The sequence below is a fragment of the Streptomyces dangxiongensis genome (assembly GCF_003675325.1).
Taxonomy (GTDB): Bacteria; Actinomycetota; Actinomycetes; order Streptomycetales; family Streptomycetaceae; genus Streptomyces; species Streptomyces dangxiongensis.
The window spans coordinates 4,211,201-4,228,902 of the sequence record NZ_CP033073.1 but is presented as its reverse complement, the minus strand read 5'-3'; the positions used below and the strand labels follow the sequence as shown (position 1 = coordinate 4,228,902).

Here is a 17,702-nt window from a genome sequence, read left to right as displayed (position 1 = left end):
TGCCCACCGGCTGAGGTTGCGTTTCCCTGATGTCGAGTCACCACACCGCGCCCGCGCGGGAACCAGCACGGCTACCGTCGTACGTCTACGAGGTGGAGGGGGCGTACGCGGCATGAATCCCGGAGACGAACAGAGCTACACCGACTACGGCGACACGGGCCACACCCGGACCCGTCTACCGGAGAACGACCCCTACGGCGGCGCCCCCCGCCGCCCCCACCGGTCCTCCTCCAAAAGCCTGGTCACAGTGGTCGGCGTGGTGGTCCTCCTGATCGCAGCCATCGCCTTCGCAAACAGAGGCGACGACACACCCACGGACACCGCCACCACCAAGGGATCCCGCCCCCAGACCTCCTCGACAGCCCCCTCAGGCACCCACCCCGTCGGCACCAGAACAACAGGCATCCCCTCAGGCTTCCCCCGCACGGAACAGGGAGCACAGAGCGCGGCGGCGAACTATGCGGTGGTTTTGGGATCTGCCGACATGTTCAGCGCAGCACGACGGCACGAGATCGTACTCGCGGTCTACGCACCGGCCATCGCTGCCGCCAGGCAGTCGGCTCTGGACAGCGCCTACTCCAATGAAAGCTTCCTCTCCAATATCGGCCTCACGAAGGACGGCACCCCTCCCAGAGGGCAGAACTTCGTATCTCGTGTCATTCCCGTAGGTACCAAGGTCACCTCAATGGGAGCGGACAGCGCAAAAGTCGAGGTCTGGTACACCTCGTTGTTCGGCCTCTCGGGTGAAGCCTCGACCAACCCGGTGACCGAAAGCTGGTTCACCACGACGTACGAACTGAAGTGGGTCAACGACGACTGGAAGGTCACCGACTTCCAGCAGAAGGACGGACCCGTTCCCGTGGGCCGTGACCAGAAGGCCTCCACCGCTGACGACATGACGAAGGCCGTCGAGGAGTATGGAGGGTTCACGTATGCGCGCTAACCACCGTGTCCGCAGGATCGCCACCGTCGTCGGAACCGTGCAGACAGCCGCGCTGCTGCTGGCCACCCCCGCCTTCGCCGAGCCCTCTCCGTCGCCCAGCAAGAGCAACGATCCCTGTGACCTGATCCGAGGTCCCGCCAAGCAATACTGCGAAAAAGGCGGCGGTAGTTCCAAAGGGGGGAAGCTAGGCACCAACAACCCCCTGACCGACACCCTCGACCCCCTTTCCTCTCTCGGTAAAGGGTGTGCCGAAGCCGCCGCGTGGACCGTCGGCAAGCTCAGTAAAGCCGTGAAGGAAACCGCCAACGTAGACTTCACCAACCCCAAGTTCCTCCAGCAGTACGCCATCGTCTTCGCGGCCTCCACGATCCTCACCCTCCTCCTGTGGCTCCTGGCCGTGGCCAAGCGGGCGGTCCGCGGTGTCCCGCTCACCACCGCCATCTCGGAGGCCATCGGCTTCCTGTGGCTGACGGTGCTCGCCTCCGCCTTCACGCCCCTGATCCTGTACACGGTCGTGTCGGCGACGGACGGCGTCACGGACGTCCTCGCGAAGGCCACCGGCGACCAGACCGACACCTTCTTCGGCACCTTCTCCGGCGCCCTGAACAAGGGCACGGACATCGGCGGCGGCCCCATCATGCTGATCGTGGTCTCCCTGGTCAGCATCCTCGCCGCCGGCATCCTCTGGCTGGAGCTGGTCATCCGCGCCGCCCTGCTCTACGTCGGCGCCCTCCTCGGCACCGTCGTCTACGCCGGACTCGTGGACAAGAACCTGTGGGGGCACGTACGCCGCTGGGCCGGCATCATGATCGCGGTCATCCTGGTGAAGCCGGTCATAGTCATCGTGCTCGGCCTCGCCGGAGCCCTCTCCGGCGCCGACGGCCCCGACGCCTTCTCCGCCGTCGTCTCCGGCCTCGCCATCATCCTGCTCGCCATCTTCGCCAGCGCGATGATCTACCGTTTCGTCCCCGGCTTCGGCGACGAGATCGCCGGCTCCCGCAGCAACCGCATCATGCAGGGCGCCGAGGGCAAGGCCGCCGCCGTGATCAGCTCACCCGCCACCCTCGTCGCCCAGGGCATCAAGACCCACAGCACCCGCGCCGACAACAACGGCGGCGGAGGCCAGTCCGGCAGCGCCCCGCGCCCGGCCAACCCCGTCTCCGGCGGTGTCGCCGCCCACAGCAGCCGTACCCCCTCCGGGAGCTCCGGCGGAGCAGTCCCCTCCGCCGCGCCCGCGCCCCGCGCGGCCAGCCCGGTGAACACCCCGCACGCCAGCAACACCCGCAACAACCGCTCAGGAGGTGAAGGGCGTTGACGACCGAGTCCCATCTGTCCCATCCGATCACGCCCCGCCGTACGTATCTGATCGGCCGCGCCCGGCCCAACGCGATCGTCGGCCGCAACCGCGAGTCAGGCGAGATCGCGCTGATCGTCATCGGCGCGTTCCTCGGCATGATGTGCGGCCTCCTCGTCCCGGTGCTGCCCCTGCGCATCGTGCTGCTGACCGGCTTCCCGCTGCTCGCGCTCGCCGCGGTCTACGTGCCGTACAAGCGCCGCACCTTCTACAAGTGGTTCGAGATCAACCGCAGCTACAAACGGACCGTCAAGCGCGGCCCCCACTACCGCTCGACCGTCATGGAGGCCGGCACCGGCCTCGACGGCCGCGAGGTAGAGATCGGCCCTCCCCCGGGCATCGGACGCATCAACTGGCTCGCCGCCCCCTTCGGGCCCGACGAGATCGCCGTACTGCTGCACGCCGACCGCAAGACGGTCACGGCCGCCATCGAGATCGAGGGCCCGGGCGTCGGCCTGCGCGACTCCGAGGACCAGGAAGCCCTCGTCGACCGCTTCGGCACACTGCTCAAGCACGTCGCCAACGGGGACGGCTTCGTCACCCGCATCCAGATGCTCGCCCGCACCCTGCCGGCGGACCCGGACGCGCACGCCAAGGACGTCACCCAGCGCGGCGACGACCGCTCCCCGGACTGGCTCCAGCGGTCCTACGACCAGTTGCAGTCCATGGTGTCCACCAGCAGCGAGCAGCACCGCGCCTACCTCGTCGCCTGCATGCACTACACCCGCGACCTGGCCGCCGAGGCGAACGCCATGGCCCGTGCCGTCCGCGCCCACGGCACCAAGGTCGACCGGGACGCCGGGCTCGCCGTCGTCATGGCCCGTGAGCTGACCGACATCTGCTCGCGGCTCCAGGAGGCCGACATCCGCGTACGGCAGCCCCTGGGCCAGGGGCGGCTGGCCTCCCTCATCCACTCCATGTACGACCCCGACCACCCCATCGACCACATCCAGGCGATGACCAAGCGCAACGCCTGGCCGGCCGAGCTGGACGCCATGGAGCCCACCTTCCTCCAGGCCAAGACCCGCGAGTCCCGCACCCGGGCGCCCTGGTGCCACGCCACCGCCTGGGTGAAGGAGTGGCCGATGACCCCGGTCGGCGTCAACTTCCTCGCCCCCCTCCTCGTCCACACCCCGGACGTCATCCGCACGGTCGCCGTGACGATGGATCTGGAGCCCACCGAGGTGGCCATCGAGCGCATGCTGACCGAGAAGACCAACGACGAGGCCGAGGCGTCCCGCGCCGCCAAGATGAACCGCACCGTGGACCCCCGGGACATCGCCGCCCACAACCGTCTCGATCAGCGCGGCGAGGACCTCGCCAGCGGCGCCGCGGGCGTCAACCTCGTCGGCTACATCACCGTCTCCTCCCGTTCCCCCGAGGCCCTCGCCCGCGACAAGCGCACGATAAGGGCCTCCGCCGGCAAGTCGTACCTCAAGCTGGAATGGTGCGACCGAGAGCACCACCGCGCCTTCGTGAACACACTTCCGTTCGCCACCGGCATCCGAAGGTAGGGGCTGATTCGCCGATGCGGGATCCGCTGTCCGTCCTCACCGACGCCTTCACCTCCTTCCTCTTCGGGAAGGTGGAGACGACCCGGCTGCCGGTGCGCACCTCCACGGGCCAGGCCCAGGCCGTCTACCTGCCCACGGCCGCCCCCGGCCTCGGCGACTCCGGCGTCATCATCGGCCGCGAGGTCTACTCCGGGAAGGGATACATCTACGACCCCTTCCAGTTGTACGGCCAGCAGCTCCCGGCCCCCCACTGGCTCGTCCTCGGCGAGTCCGGCAACGGCAAGTCGGCGCTGGAGAAGACGTACGTCATGCGCCAGTTGCGGTTCAAGGACCGCCAGGTCGTCGTCCTGGACGCCCAGGGCGAGGACGGGGTCGGCGAGTGGAACCTGATCGCCGAGGAGCTGGGGATAACCCCCATCCGGCTCGACCCGACGGCCGCCCTGAACCACGGGATCAGGCTCAACCCCCTGGATCCGGCGATCACCACCACCGGCCAGCTAGCGCTGCTCCGGACGATCATCGAGGTGGCGATGGGCCACGGCCTGGACGAACGCTCCGGCTTCGCCCTCAAGGTCGCCCACTCGTACGTCAACGAGACCATCCTCGACCGCCAGCCGGTCCTCACCGACATCGTCGAGCAGCTACGGCACCCCGAGCCCGATTCGGCGGAGGCGATGAACGTCGCCATAGACGACGTACGCGCCTGGGGCCTCGACGTCGCCCTGGTCCTGGACCGGCTGGTCGACGGCGACCTCCGCGGCATGTTCGACGGCCCGACCACGGTCGGCATCGACCTCGACGCCCCGCTGATCGTCTTCGACCTCTCCCACATCGACCGCAACTCCATCGCCATGCCCATCCTCATGGCGATCGTCGGCGTGTGGCTGGAGCACACCTGGATCCGCCCCGACCGGAAGAAGCGCATCTTCCTGGTCGAGGAGGCCTGGCACATCATCAACAGCCCCTTCGTGGCCCAGCTGTTCCAGCGCCTGCTGAAGTTCGGCCGGCGGCTCGGCCTGTCCTTCGTGGCCGTCGTCCACCACCTGTCCGACGTGGTCGACGGCGCCGCCGCGAAGGAGGCGGCGGCCATCCTGAAGATGGCGTCGACCCGGACGATCTACGCCCAGAAGGCCGACGAGGCACGCGCCACCGGCCGGGTGCTGGGCCTGCCCAGATGGGCGGTCGAGATCATCCCGACGCTCACCCCCGGCATCGCGGTCTGGGACGTCAACGGCAACGTCCAGGTGGTCAAACACCTGATCACGGAGACGGAACGCCCGCTGGTCTTCACCGACCGGGCGATGACACAGTCCTCCAGCGACCTGGCGGCCGACGAGGCCCTGCGCGCGGCCGAGCTGGAGGCCGAGCAGCGGGCGGCGGCCTTCGTGGAGCAGCAGCATCTGGGCGACTCCGAGTCGACGGTGGCGTAGGGAGGGGCGGGGTGAGACCGGACGACCGCCGTGACAGCCGCGGGCAGGGCCGGGGCGGCGGCATCCCCGACGGGCTGCTGGTCGGCCTGCTCGCGTTCCTCCTCGGCATGACCCTGCTGGTGTGGACGGCCACGGGGCTGGCGGCCCGGTTCGCCCAGGGCGCCTGGCCCCACGGCGTCACCTTCACCCGGACCCCCCTGGCCATGCGCCATCTCGTCGCCCGGCCCCACGACATCACCGGCGCCTGGCCGGACACCCCACCGGCCCAGTTGTCCGGCTGGGGCCTGTTCTGGGGCCTGTTCATCGGCCAGCTCATGACCCTCTTCGTCCTCACCCTGTTCGTGATCGGCACGGTGACCCGGTGGCGCGCCCGCCGGGCGACGGCGAGACGCGGTGGGCTGACGAACGCCGGGACCGGGACCGGGGGACCTGTGATCAGCGGACCTGTGCCCACTGGGCCTGGGGTCAGTGGACCTGTGACGAGCGGGCCCGGCGTCGGTGGACCCGGGGGTCAGCGGACCCGTGGCCACCGGCTTCATCGCCCCCGAACCCGCGGTCGCGAGTCCGCCACTCGAGATGGTCCCCGCAACGCCCTCACCGGCACCCACGCCGCCGCCCACACCCACTCCGCCTCCCGCGCCCGCGCACGAGATCCCGGCGCCTCGCAGCGAGCCCGAGCCGCAGGGGACCGGCACCTTCCCGGCCGGCGGTACGCGAAGGGGCGGATGGGAAACCCCCCGTACCGACGGCCAGGTCCTCTACGGCGCCCCCGCGACCCGCCGGCCGGCCGCGGTCCAGGCCATCCGGGACGCGGCCGGCCCCACCCTCGTCGTCACGTCCAACCCGGCCCTCTGGACGGAAACGAAGGACGCGAGGGCCAAACTGGGCCCCACCCTCCTCTACGACCCCACGCACCTCTGCGACACCCCGGCCCGCCTCCACTGGTCCCCCACGGCGGGCTGCGCGGACAGGCAGACGGCGCTGCTCAGAGCGACGGCCCTCCTCGGCCCCGTACGCCCCACCGCCAGGATCGACCAGGCCGTGGCCGACACGGCGACCACCCTGCTGCGCAGCTACCTCCACGCCGCCGCCCTGGAGAACCGCACCATCCGCCACGTCCACCGCTGGGCCCAGGGCACCCAGGTCCAGGACGCCGTACGCACCCTGCGCACCCACTCCAAGGCCGCCCCCGGCGCCGCCGGCGAACTAGAGGCGGCCCTCACCGCGCACCCCGAACGCCGGGACATCGCCCAGGAACTGACGAGCAGGGCCCTGTCCGCCCTCTTCACGGTCAACATCCGCGAGGCCTGCACCCCGAACCGAACCGATGCCCTCGCCCTGGATTCCTTCATCCACAAGGGGGGCACACTTTATGTGGTCGGTGAATCCATCGAGGACCCCAGGAGCAACCCGGGCGCGATGCCGCTCCTGACGGCCCTCGTCTCCAGCGTGGTCGAGCACGGCCGGCGCATGGCCGAACGGTCATCCTCCGGTCGGCTCGACCCACCACTCACCCTGGTGCTGGACGACATCGCGGCCGTGGCACCCTTCCCCGAGCTGCCGGCCCTGCTCGCCACCGGAACCGACCAGGGCCTGCCGACACTGGCCCTGCTCCGCTCGCGCGAACAGGCCCGCTCCCGCTGGCCGCACCGGGAACTGCCGGTCTAGGTTGCCTACCGCTCCAGGACGAACTCCAGCTCGTTCTCGGTCTCGTCGTGGGAGAACGCCACGACGAGACCGCTCGGCACGAACCCCACCTTCCGGTACGCGCCCTGCGCCCGCACGTTGTCCTCGTGCACGATCAGCCGCACCCGCTTCCGCCCGCTGCTGCCAGGCCCAGTCCAGAGCGGCGCCGAACAGCGCCTCGATCAACCCGTTCCCGCGGTGTTCCGGCCGGACGTACGCGCCCACGACATGTCCCTGCCGCCGCTCGACCGGATACCCGGCCCAGTCCTTCGTCCCTGCCTCCTCGACGAGCACGGTGACGGTGCCGGCCCACGACCCGTCCGGGGCCTCGGCGATGAACTGCCGGGCCGTCGTGGAGTTTTCCCCGGACCCGACGGCCCGGTCCTGCCAGAAGTCGTCCGGCCTGCCGACGGCCTCATCGTAGGTGTCCAGAAAGGCGATACCCGCGGCCGGATCCCGCAACGCGTCGAGCCGCAGCCGCCGCACGGCGGCCCACTCGTCGGGACGTATGGCACGGACGGTGTAGTCGTCCCTGGTCAGGCCAGGTTCACCGGTAGGGGCTGGTCATGTGGTCACCGTAGACCACGCGTTGTCGGTGGTACCCCGTATTTTGACAGCATGACCACACTCAACGACCGACCCAACACCGCGGTGCTCGTCATCGACGTCCAGAACGACGTGGTCGCCGGCGCCCACCGACGGGACGACGTCATCGCCAACATCAACGCCCTCATCGGCAGGGCACGCGCGGCCGACGTACCGGTGATCTGGGTGCAGCACTCGGACGACGCACTGCAGAAGGGCAGCGACAACTGGCAGTACGTCCCGGAACTCGTCCGTGAGGCCGACGAGCCGCTGGTCCACAAGAGCTACCCGGACTCCTTTGAGGAGACCGAGCTGGAGAACGTCCTCGCCCGGCACAAGGTGGGCCGGCTCGTCGTGGCGGGCGCCCAGACGGACGCGTGCATCCGCTCCACGCTGCACGGCGCGATCGTCCGTGGCTACGACGCGACGCTGGTCGCCGACGCGCACACCACGGCGGACCACACCGCGTACGGCGCACCCACCCCGGAGCAGGTCATCACCCACACCAACCTGTACTGGAAGTGGCAAGCGGCACCCGGCCGCCGGGGCGGAGCGGTGGACACCGCAGAAGTCACCTTCTAGCGGCTGTCATCCGTAACGGGGACAAACGCAGAAAACCCCCGCATCGAAGATGCGGGGGTTTTCCCAAAGATTGTTCGGCGGCGTCCTACTCTCCCACAGGGTCCCCCCTGCAGTACCATCGGCGCTGTAAGGCTTAGCTTCCGGGTTCGATATGTAACCGGGCGTTTCCCTCACGCTATGACCACCGAAACACTATGAAACACTTCAACCGAAACACCCCACACATACGGGGTGACGTGGTCGTGGTTTCAGAACCAACACAGTGAACGCGAGCATCAATGGACAAGCCCTCGGCCTATTAGTACCGGTCACCTCCACACGTTACCGTGCTTCCAGATCCGGCCTATCAACCCAGTCGTCTACTGGGAGCCTTACCCCATCAAGTGGGTGGGAGTCCCATCTCGAAGCAGGCTTCCCGCTTAGATGCTTTCAGCGGTTATCCCTCCCGAACGTAGCCAACCAGCCATGCCCTTGGCAGGACAACTGGCACACCAAGGTTCGTCCGTCCCGGTCCTCTCGTACTAGGGACAGCCCTTCTCAAGACTCCTGCGCGCACAGCGGATAGGGACCGAACTGTCTCACGACGTTCTAAACCCAGCTCGCGTACCGCTTTAATGGGCGAACAGCCCAACCCTTGGGACCGACTCCAGCCCCAGGATGCGACGAGCCGACATCGAGGTGCCAAACCATCCCGTCGATATGGACTCTTGGGGAAGATCAGCCTGTTATCCCCGGGGTACCTTTTATCCGTTGAGCGACGGCGCTTCCACAAGCCACCGCCGGATCACTAGTCCCGACTTTCGTCCCTGCTCGACCCGTCGGTCTCACAGTCAAGCTCCCTTGTGCACTTACACTCAACACCTGATTGCCAACCAGGCTGAGGGAACCTTTGGGCGCCTCCGTTACTCTTTAGGAGGCAACCGCCCCAGTTAAACTACCCATCAGACACTGTCCCTGATCCGGATCACGGACCCAGGTTAGACATCCAGCACGACCAGACTGGTATTTCAACGACGACTCCACAACCACTGGCGTGGCTGCTTCAAAGTCTCCCAGCTATCCTACACAAGCCGAACCGAACACCAATATCAAACTGTAGTAAAGGTCCCGGGGTCTTTCCGTCCTGCTGCGCGAAACGAGCATCTTTACTCGTAGTGCAATTTCACCGGGCCTATGGTTGAGACAGTCGAGAAGTCGTTACGCCATTCGTGCAGGTCGGAACTTACCCGACAAGGAATTTCGCTACCTTAGGATGGTTATAGTTACCACCGCCGTTTACTGGCGCTTAAGTTCTCAGCTTCGCCCACCCGAAAGTGAGCTAACCGGTCCCCTTAACGTTCCAGCACCGGGCAGGCGTCAGTCCGTATACATCGCCTTACGGCTTCGCACGGACCTGTGTTTTTAGTAAACAGTCGCTTCTCGCTGGTCTCTGCGGCCACCCCCAGCTCAGAGCGTAAAGCTCATCACCGGACATGGCCCCCCTTCTCCCGAAGTTACGGGGGCATTTTGCCGAGTTCCTTAACCATAGTTCACCCGAACGCCTCGGTATTCTCTACCTGACCACCTGAGTCGGTTTAGGGTACGGGCCGCCATGAAACTCGCTAGAGGCTTTTCTCGACAGCATAGGATCATCCACTTCACCACAATCGGCTCGGCATCAGGTCTCACCCTGCATGAGTGACGGATTTACCTACCACTCGGGCTACACCCTTACCCCGGGACAACCACCGCCCGGGATGGACTACCTTCCTGCGTCACCCCATCACTCACCTACTAACCGCTTGGTCCGGCGGCTCCACCACTTTCCTTTCCCCGAAGGGTCCGGAACGGCTTCACGGCCTTAGCATCACGATGCTCGATGTTTGACGCTTCACAGCGGGTACCGGAATATCAACCGGTTATCCATCGACTACGCCTGTCGGCCTCGCCTTAGGTCCCGACTTACCCTGGGCAGATCAGCTTGACCCAGGAACCCTTAGTCAATCGGCGCAAACGTTTCTCACGTTTGTATCGCTACTCATGCCTGCATTCTCACTCGTGAACCGTCCACAACTCGCTTCCGCGGCTGCTTCACCCGGCACACGACGCTCCCCTACCCATCCATACAGGCGTTGGCCCTATTGTATGAATGACACGACTTCGGCGGTACGCTTGAGCCCCGCTACATTGTCGGCGCGGAATCACTAGACCAGTGAGCTATTACGCACTCTTTCAAGGGTGGCTGCTTCTAAGCCAACCTCCTGGTTGTCTGTGCGACTCCACATCCTTTCCCACTTAGCGTACGCTTGGGGGCCTTAGTCGATGCTCTGGGCTGTTTCCCTCTCGACCATGGAGCTTATCCCCCACAGTCTCACTGCCGCGCTCTCACTTACCGGCATTCGGAGTTTGGCTAAGGTCAGTAACCCGGTAGGGCCCATCGCCTATCCAGTGCTCTACCTCCGGCAAGAAACACACGACGCTGCACCTAAATGCATTTCGGGGAGAACCAGCTATCACGGAGTTTGATTGGCCTTTCACCCCTAACCACAGGTCATCCCCCAGGTTTTCAACCCTGGTGGGTTCGGTCCTCCACGAAGTCTTACCTCCGCTTCAACCTGCCCATGGCTAGATCACTCCGCTTCGGGTCTTGAGCGTGCTACTGAAACGCCCTATTCGGACTCGCTTTCGCTACGGCTTCCCCACTCGGGTTAACCTCGCAACACACCGCAAACTCGCAGGCTCATTCTTCAAAAGGCACGCAGTCACGAGAACAAGGCAAGCCTCGTTCCGACGCTCCCACGGCTTGTAGGCACACGGTTTCAGGTACTATTTCACTCCGCTCCCGCGGTACTTTTCACCATTCCCTCACGGTACTATCCGCTATCGGTCACCAGGGAATATTTAGGCTTAGCGGGTGGTCCCGCCAGATTCACACGGGATTTCTCGGGCCCCGTGCTACTTGGGTGTCTTTCAAACGAGCCGTTGACGTTTCGACTACGGGGGTCTTACCCTCTACGCCGGGCCTTTCGCATGCCCTTCGCCTACATCAACGGTTTCTGACTCGTCTCACGGCCGGCAGACCGTAAAAGAAAGATCCCGCAACCCCGTATACGCAACCCCTGCCGGGTCTCACACGCATACGGTTTGGCCTCATCCGGTTTCGCTCGCCACTACTCCCGGAATCACGGTTGTTTTCTCTTCCTGCGGGTACTGAGATGTTTCACTTCCCCGCGTTCCCTCCACTTGCCCTATGTGTTCAGGCAAGGGTGACAGCCCATGACGACTGCCGGGTTTCCCCATTCGGAAACCCCCGGATCAAAGCCTGGTTGACGACTCCCCGGGGACTATCGTGGCCTCCCACGTCCTTCATCGGTTCCTGGTGCCAAGGCATCCACCGTGCGCCCTTAAAAACTTGGCCACAGATGCTCGCGTTCACTGTGCAGTTCTCAAACAACGACCAGCCACCCATCACCCCGAACCAGAAGTCCGAGTGCACTGGGGCCGGCGACTGAGGAAAAATCCATTCCCTCAGACACCCAACAGCGTGCCCGACACCCTCACCCCACCCAACTCACGTTCCACGCCGAAGCAGTACTAGTGACCTGAAGCAGGCCGAGTGTGCCGAATAGTCAACGTTCCACCCATGAGCAACCAGCATCAGACATTCGCCGATGTACTGGCCTCTGACCAACCGAAGCTGGTGAGAAGTGCTCCTTAGAAAGGAGGTGATCCAGCCGCACCTTCCGGTACGGCTACCTTGTTACGACTTCGTCCCAATCGCTAGTCCCACCTTCGACAGCTCCCTCCCACAAGGGGTTGGGCCACCGGCTTCGGGTGTTACCAACTTTCGTGACGTGACGGGCGGTGTGTACAAGGCCCGGGAACGTATTCACCGCAGCAATGCTGATCTGCGATTACTAGCAACTCCGACTTCATGGGGTCGAGTTGCAGACCCCAATCCGAACTGAGACCGGCTTTTTGAGATTCGCTCCACCTCACGGTATCGCAGCTCATTGTACCGGCCATTGTAGCACGTGTGCAGCCCAAGACATAAGGGGCATGATGACTTGACGTCGTCCCCACCTTCCTCCGAGTTGACCCCGGCGGTCTCCTGTGAGTCCCCATCACCCCGAAGGGCATGCTGGCAACACAGGACAAGGGTTGCGCTCGTTGCGGGACTTAACCCAACATCTCACGACACGAGCTGACGACAGCCATGCACCACCTGTACACCGACCACAAGGGGGGCACTATCTCTAATGCTTTCCGGTGTATGTCAAGCCTTGGTAAGGTTCTTCGCGTTGCGTCGAATTAAGCCACATGCTCCGCTGCTTGTGCGGGCCCCCGTCAATTCCTTTGAGTTTTAGCCTTGCGGCCGTACTCCCCAGGCGGGGAACTTAATGCGTTAGCTGCGGCACCGACGACGTGGAATGTCGCCAACACCTAGTTCCCACCGTTTACGGCGTGGACTACCAGGGTATCTAATCCTGTTCGCTCCCCACGCTTTCGCTCCTCAGCGTCAGTAATGGCCCAGAGATCCGCCTTCGCCACCGGTGTTCCTCCTGATATCTGCGCATTTCACCGCTACACCAGGAATTCCGATCTCCCCTACCACACTCTAGCTAGCCCGTATCGAATGCAGACCCGGGGTTAAGCCCCGGGCTTTCACACCCGACGTGACAAGCCGCCTACGAGCTCTTTACGCCCAATAATTCCGGACAACGCTTGCGCCCTACGTATTACCGCGGCTGCTGGCACGTAGTTAGCCGGCGCTTCTTCTGCAGGTACCGTCACTTTCGCTTCTTCCCTGCTGAAAGAGGTTTACAACCCGAAGGCCGTCATCCCTCACGCGGCGTCGCTGCATCAGGCTTTCGCCCATTGTGCAATATTCCCCACTGCTGCCTCCCGTAGGAGTCTGGGCCGTGTCTCAGTCCCAGTGTGGCCGGTCGCCCTCTCAGGCCGGCTACCCGTCGTCGCCTTGGTGAGCCATTACCTCACCAACAAGCTGATAGGCCGCGGGCTCATCCTTCACCGCCGGAGCTTTACACCATCAAGGATGCCCAAGATGGTCATATCCGGTATTAGACCCCGTTTCCAGGGCTTGTCCCAGAGTGAAGGGCAGATTGCCCACGTGTTACTCACCCGTTCGCCACTAATCCCCACCGAAGTGGTTCATCGTTCGACTTGCATGTGTTAAGCACGCCGCCAGCGTTCGTCCTGAGCCAGGATCAAACTCTCCGTGAATGTTTTCCCGTAATCGGGATGACACCACGAGAGCGGTGCGAGAGGAGGAATATCCTCTCGCACACAGCGTCCTCGCTGTGTTATTTCAAAGGAACCTCGCCCCCTCGTAACCGAGAGGAACGGGGTATCAACATATCTGGCGTTGACTTTTGGCACGCTGTTGAGTTCTCAAGGAACGGTCGCTTCCTTTGTACTCACCCTCTCGGGCTTTCCTCCGGGCGCTTCCCTTCGGTCTTGCGTTTCCGACTCTATCAGATCTTTTCTCGATCTGATTTCCTCGGCGCTTTCCAGGTTCCCGCTTCCGCGTTTCCCTTTCCGGCGGTTCCGACTCTATCAGACCCTTTCGGCGTCTGACTCCCAGTCAGAGGGGGCTTGCCTTCCCGGCTGTTGGGCCGTTCCGACGTCTCAAACCTTAGCCGATCCGTCCGGCGATTCCCAATCGGGCCGCCGAGTCCATATTCGAATTTGAATTCGGGCACGCCGAAATCAATCCGGTCAGGGGTCGTGCTGGTGTTTGAGGGTGCCGCTCGAGGCGGCTGAGGTGCGGTCGCAGAACCGTTACGGCTCTGCGGCAACCCGAAGAACTGTACGGATCAGACAAGGGCGTGTCAACACCCTGCTGTCAAGATCTTTAGGTCGCCCGCGGTGACGGCTCAGTCGAGGTCGCTGAGCCGGCCACCGGCGTCCGGCTGGGCGTGCTCCACCCTGCGCAGCAGCCGGGTCAGGACCTCGCCGAGCACGACACGCTCCACGGGGGTCAGGTCCTGGAGCAGCTCCTCCTCGAACACGGTCGCCATGCGCATCGCCTCCAGCCACTTCTCGCGGCCGCCGGGGGTCAGCTCCACGATGACCCGGACGCGGTTGGACTCGTCACGGTCCCGGGTGACCAGGCCCTCGGCGACCATGCGGTCGATCCGGTGGGTCATGGCGGCCGGGGTGAGGCCGAGCCGCTTGGCCAGTTCGCCGGGGCCCATGCGGTACGGGACGCCGGAAAGCACGAGCGCCTTGAGGACCTCCCACTCGGCGTTGCTGATGCCGAGGGCGGCGGTCTGGCGGCCGTACGCGACGTTCATGCGGCGGTTCAGCCGGGAGAGCGCCGACACGATCTTCTCGACCTGGGGGTCGAGGTCCTGGAACTCGCGCTGGTACGCCGCGATCTGTTCTTCGAGTGTCGGCTCCGCGACGCCGGGGGTGTCGGCCATGGACGCAGTATCGCACGCACCTCCTTTGCCTCGAAGTCCTTCGATGTGTACTCTTTAGCTTCGAAGTCTTCAGGTCTAACTAGTGGAAGAGGTGAACGTGACCAGGGCGATGGGCGCAGCGATGCGCCGGATCCACGTGGGTAACGCACTCAGCGCGTTCGGGCTCGGCTTCACCGTCCCCTACCTGTACGTCTATGTGGCGCAGGTGCGGGGACTGGGAGCCGTGACAGCGGGACTGGTGCTCGCCGTCTTCGCCGTGGCCGCGCTGATCGTGCTGCCGTTCGCCGGCCGGGCGATCGTGCGGCGCGGCCCGCTGCCGGTCCTGGTCGCCGCTCTGGTGACCGCCGCCCTGGGCGCGCTGAGCCTCGGTCTCGCGGGCGCCGCCGCCACCGTGCTGCTCTCCGCGGCGGCGCTCGGCGCCGGACAGGCCGTGATGCAGCCGGCCCTCGCGACGATGATCGTGGACTGTTCGACGGCGGACACCCGCTCGCGGGCGTTCGCGATGCAGTTCTTCCTCCAGAACCTGGGGCTGGGCGTCGGCGGTCTCATCGGCGGCCACCTCGTCGACACCACCCGCGCGTCCTCGTTCACGCTGCTGTTCGCGATCGAGGCGGCCGTGTTCCTGCTGCTGGTCGGTGTGGTGGCGACGGTGCGGATGCCGCACTCGCCACGGATCGAGGACGCGCCCGCGCGGTCGGCGAAGGGCGGCTGGAAGCAGTTGCTCGGGAACCGGACGATGGTGCAGTTGTGCGTGCTGGGCTTCGTACTGTTCTTCGCCTGCTACGGACAGTTCGAGTCGGGCCTGAGCGCGTACGGGGTGGAGGCCGCCGGGATATCCACCTCGGCGCTGGGGACGGCGCTGGCCGCGAACACCCTGATGATCGTGGTGGCCCAGTTCGCCGTGCTGAGGTTCGTGGAGCGGCGGCGCCGGTCCCGGGTGATCGCCGGGGTCGGGCTGATCTGGGCCGTGGCCTGGCTGGCCGCCGGGTACGCGGGGCTGGGGCACGGCAGCCAGGAGATGGCCACGGCCGCGTTCGTGTCGACGTACGCGCTGTTCGGGCTGGGCGAGGCGATGCTGTCGCCGACGGTCGCGCCGCTGGTCGCCGATCTGGCCCCGGAGGGCATGGCCGGGCAGTACAACTCGGCTTTCGCACTGGTCAAGCAACTGGCGCTGGCGGTCGGCCCGGCGGTGGGCGGCCCTCTGGGCGCGTCGCTGCACGCGCCGTACGTCGTGACCTTCCTGCTGTTCTCGCTGGGAATCACCTACCTGGCGCTGCGGCTGGGGCGGCAGCTCACCGCCGTCCAGGACCAGCCGTGGCTGGCGCGGTCCAGCCGGGTGGTCACGCGTGGTGGTGCGTCCACGGAGCCGGTGGCCGCGGAGGCGTAGGGCGCCCGTTGCCGTGCCGCGCGGCGGCGCCACTGACCGCAGCGGCGGTGGCTGTAGGGGGTCGGCGCTCGGCGGTGGTCAGCGCTTGGGCAGGACGAACTCGCACCACACCGCTTTGCCGCCGTCCGGCGTGCGGCGGCAGCCCCAGCTTGTGGCGATCGTCGCCACGATGGCGATGCCCCGGCCGGACTCGTCGCCGGGTTCGGCGCGGCGGCGCCGGGGCAGGTGGTCGTCGCCGTCGGTGACCTCCACGATGAGGCGGCGGTCGGTGCGGCGGAGTCTGAGGCGCATGGGCGGGGTGCCGTGCTGGAGGCTGTTGGCGACCAGTTCGCTGGCGGCGAGGACACCGAGGTCGTGCAGCTCGGTGGGGAAGCGCCAGCTTGTGAGGACGCCGGAGGCGAAGGCACGCGCGCGGGGGGCCGCTTCGACACCGCCGAGGAGTTCCAGGGCCGCGTTGCGGAAGAGGTCGCCGTCGGGGCCCGTGCGGGCGGGGTGCTGGAGGACGAGGACGGCCACGTCGTCGTCGTGGTCGGCGGTGACCCCGGCCGAGCGGACCAGGCGGTCGCAGACGACCTGCGGGGTGCCGGTGGCCCCGGCGAGGGCGCCGGCGAGCGAGGCGATGCCCTCGTCCAGGTCGGCGTCCCGGCGCTCGACCAGGCCGTCGGTGTAGAGGACGGCCGTGGCGCCGGGGCCGAGGGCGATGGAGCCGGAGGAGTGCATCCAGCCGCCGGTGCCGAGGGGCGGGCCGGTGGGTTCGTCGGTGCGGGAGACGGTGCCGTTCTCGTCGCGGACCAGGATCGGCAGATGGCCCGCGGAGGCGTACACCAGGCGGCCCTCGCTGGGGTCGTGGACGGCGTAGCAGCAGGTGGCGATCTGATGGGGGTCGATCTCGGTGGCGAGGCCGTCCAGTAGCTGGAGCACCTCGTGCGGAGGGAGGTCCAGGCGGGCGTAGGCGCGGACGGCCGTGCGGAGCTGGCCCATGACGGCGGCGGCGCGCACCCCGCGGCCCATGACGTCGCCGATGACCAGGGCGGTGCGGCCACCGCCGAGGGTGATCACGTCGTACCAGTCGCCGCCGACCGCCGCCTCGGTGCCGCCGGGCTGGTAGGTGGCGGCGATGCGCAGGTCGTCGGGCTGTTCCAGTTCCTGTGGGAGCAGGGAGCGCTGGAGGGTGACGGCGGTTTCCCGCTGGCGGCGCTCGCTGGCGCGCAGGCGTTCGGCGGCCTCGGCGTGGTCGGTGACGTCCGTGGCGAAGACCAGTACGCCGGCGCCGCGGTCGCCGTCCTCGGCGACGGGGGTGCAGGTGAAGGTGTACGAGCGGCCGTCTACGGCCTTGCGGGACTTCAGGGTGCGGGGTCTGCCGCTGCGCAGTACCTGGTCGAGGAGCGGGAACAGGCCCAGTTGGGCGAGTTCGGGCAGGGCCTCGCGGGCGGGGGCGCAGGTGGGCCGGGTGCCGAAGGCCGCCGTGTAGGCGTCGTTGACGTAGGCGATGCGGTGGTCCGGGCCGTGGACGAGGGCGACGAGGGCCGGGACGCGGTCGAGCACTTCACGCGCGGGCAGTTCGTCGACCGCGGGCACCGGGGGTGTGCCGTCGGCGGACCGTTCGGCGCGGGCCGCGGGCACGGAGCCTTCTCCCCGCCGGTCCGGGGGGACCGGCGTCTTGGTCCGCGCGGCAGCGCGGCGCTGCGTTCCGGGGAGCCGGGCGCTCCAGCGCGTGAAGTTCACTTGGGGAAGGCCTCGTGGGTGCTGGGGCGGGCGGGTGGCCCGTCCGACGTCGTGGGGCAGTCTGGCAGGGA

Annotated in this window: 8 protein-coding genes, 3 rRNA genes and 2 pseudogenes; 7 read left to right on the top strand and 6 right to left on the bottom strand. The window is 66.4% G+C overall.

What is annotated here, in order from left to right; genetic code table 11:
- Positions 1-112: 112 nt before the first annotated feature.
- From D9753_RS18890 to D9753_RS18870, 5 genes and pseudogenes are all read left to right on the top strand, one after another.
- Positions 113-943, top strand: coding sequence for a hypothetical protein (locus tag D9753_RS18890; protein ID WP_121788061.1), 831 nt, complete (start codon positions 113-115; stop codon positions 941-943).
- Complete coding sequence (locus D9753_RS18885) at positions 933-2,258, top strand: hypothetical protein (RefSeq protein ID WP_121788060.1); 1,326 nt, start codon at positions 933-935, stop codon at positions 2,256-2,258. The genes D9753_RS18890 and D9753_RS18885 overlap by 11 nt, the downstream gene beginning before the upstream one ends.
- Positions 2,255-3,811: an SCO6880 family protein gene (locus D9753_RS18880; RefSeq protein ID WP_121788059.1), complete on the top strand. Its 1,557-nt coding sequence runs from the start codon at positions 2,255-2,257 to the stop codon at positions 3,809-3,811. The genes D9753_RS18885 and D9753_RS18880 overlap by 4 nt, the downstream gene beginning before the upstream one ends.
- 14 nt (positions 3,812-3,825) lie before the next feature.
- On the top strand, positions 3,826-5,241 hold the full coding sequence (locus tag D9753_RS18875; RefSeq protein ID WP_121788058.1) for an ATP-binding protein: 1,416 nt from the start codon (positions 3,826-3,828) through the stop codon (positions 5,239-5,241).
- A gap of 11 nt (positions 5,242-5,252) precedes the next feature.
- Positions 5,253-6,909: pseudogene (locus D9753_RS18870) on the top strand (type VI secretion protein).
- Between the two features lie 5 nt (positions 6,910-6,914).
- On the opposite strand, the pseudogene D9753_RS18865 reads toward D9753_RS18870, so the two are convergent.
- Positions 6,915-7,413, bottom strand: a pseudogene (locus D9753_RS18865) (GNAT family N-acetyltransferase).
- Between the two features lie 132 nt (positions 7,414-7,545).
- Between D9753_RS18865 and D9753_RS18860 the strand changes: the two are divergent.
- On the top strand, positions 7,546-8,094 hold the full coding sequence (locus D9753_RS18860) for an isochorismatase family protein (RefSeq protein ID WP_121788057.1): 549 nt from the start codon (positions 7,546-7,548) through the stop codon (positions 8,092-8,094).
- A 72-nt stretch (positions 8,095-8,166) separates the two neighbouring features.
- On the opposite strand, the gene rrf is transcribed toward D9753_RS18860, so the two are convergent.
- From rrf to D9753_RS18835, 4 genes are all read right to left on the bottom strand, one after another.
- Positions 8,167-8,283 (bottom strand): 5S ribosomal RNA (gene rrf, locus D9753_RS18855).
- 89 nt (positions 8,284-8,372) lie between these two features.
- Positions 8,373-11,491: ribosomal RNA gene (locus tag D9753_RS18850) — 23S ribosomal RNA — on the bottom strand.
- Between the two features lie 300 nt (positions 11,492-11,791).
- Positions 11,792-13,317, bottom strand: a 16S ribosomal RNA gene (locus D9753_RS18845).
- The 16S, 23S and 5S rRNA genes sit together here, the layout of an rRNA operon.
- Before the next feature lie 653 nt (positions 13,318-13,970).
- Complete coding sequence (locus D9753_RS18835; RefSeq protein WP_121788056.1) at positions 13,971-14,519, bottom strand: MarR family winged helix-turn-helix transcriptional regulator; 549 nt, start codon at positions 14,517-14,519, stop codon at positions 13,971-13,973.
- A 97-nt stretch (positions 14,520-14,616) separates the two neighbouring features.
- On the opposite strand from D9753_RS18835, the gene D9753_RS18830 reads away from it, so the two are divergent.
- Positions 14,617-15,906 carry an MFS transporter gene (locus D9753_RS18830; RefSeq protein WP_240468219.1) on the top strand — a complete coding sequence of 430 codons (1,290 nt, stop codon included), beginning with the start codon at positions 14,617-14,619 and terminating at the stop codon, positions 15,904-15,906.
- Between the two features lie 78 nt (positions 15,907-15,984).
- Here the strand turns inward: D9753_RS18830 and D9753_RS18825 are convergent, their stop codons facing one another.
- Positions 15,985-17,631, bottom strand: coding sequence for an ATP-binding SpoIIE family protein phosphatase (locus D9753_RS18825; RefSeq protein WP_121788054.1), 1,647 nt, complete (start codon positions 17,629-17,631; stop codon positions 15,985-15,987).
- Between the last annotated feature and the right edge of the window lie 71 nt (positions 17,632-17,702).

Excerpts from the sequence above, each read along its gene's own strand:
- D9753_RS18890 (WP_121788061.1), top strand. The coding sequence starts at position 113 with ATGAATCCCGGAGACGAACAGAGCTACACCGACTACGGCGACACGGGC.
- D9753_RS18885 (WP_121788060.1), top strand. The coding sequence starts at position 933 with ATGCGCGCTAACCACCGTGTCCGCAGGATCGCCACCGTCGTCGGAACC.
- D9753_RS18875 (WP_121788058.1), top strand. The coding sequence starts at position 3,826 with ATGCGGGATCCGCTGTCCGTCCTCACCGACGCCTTCACCTCCTTCCTC.
- D9753_RS18860 (WP_121788057.1), top strand. The coding sequence starts at position 7,546 with ATGACCACACTCAACGACCGACCCAACACCGCGGTGCTCGTCATCGAC.
- D9753_RS18835 (WP_121788056.1), bottom strand. The coding sequence starts at position 14,519 with ATGGCCGACACCCCCGGCGTCGCGGAGCCGACACTCGAAGAACAGATC.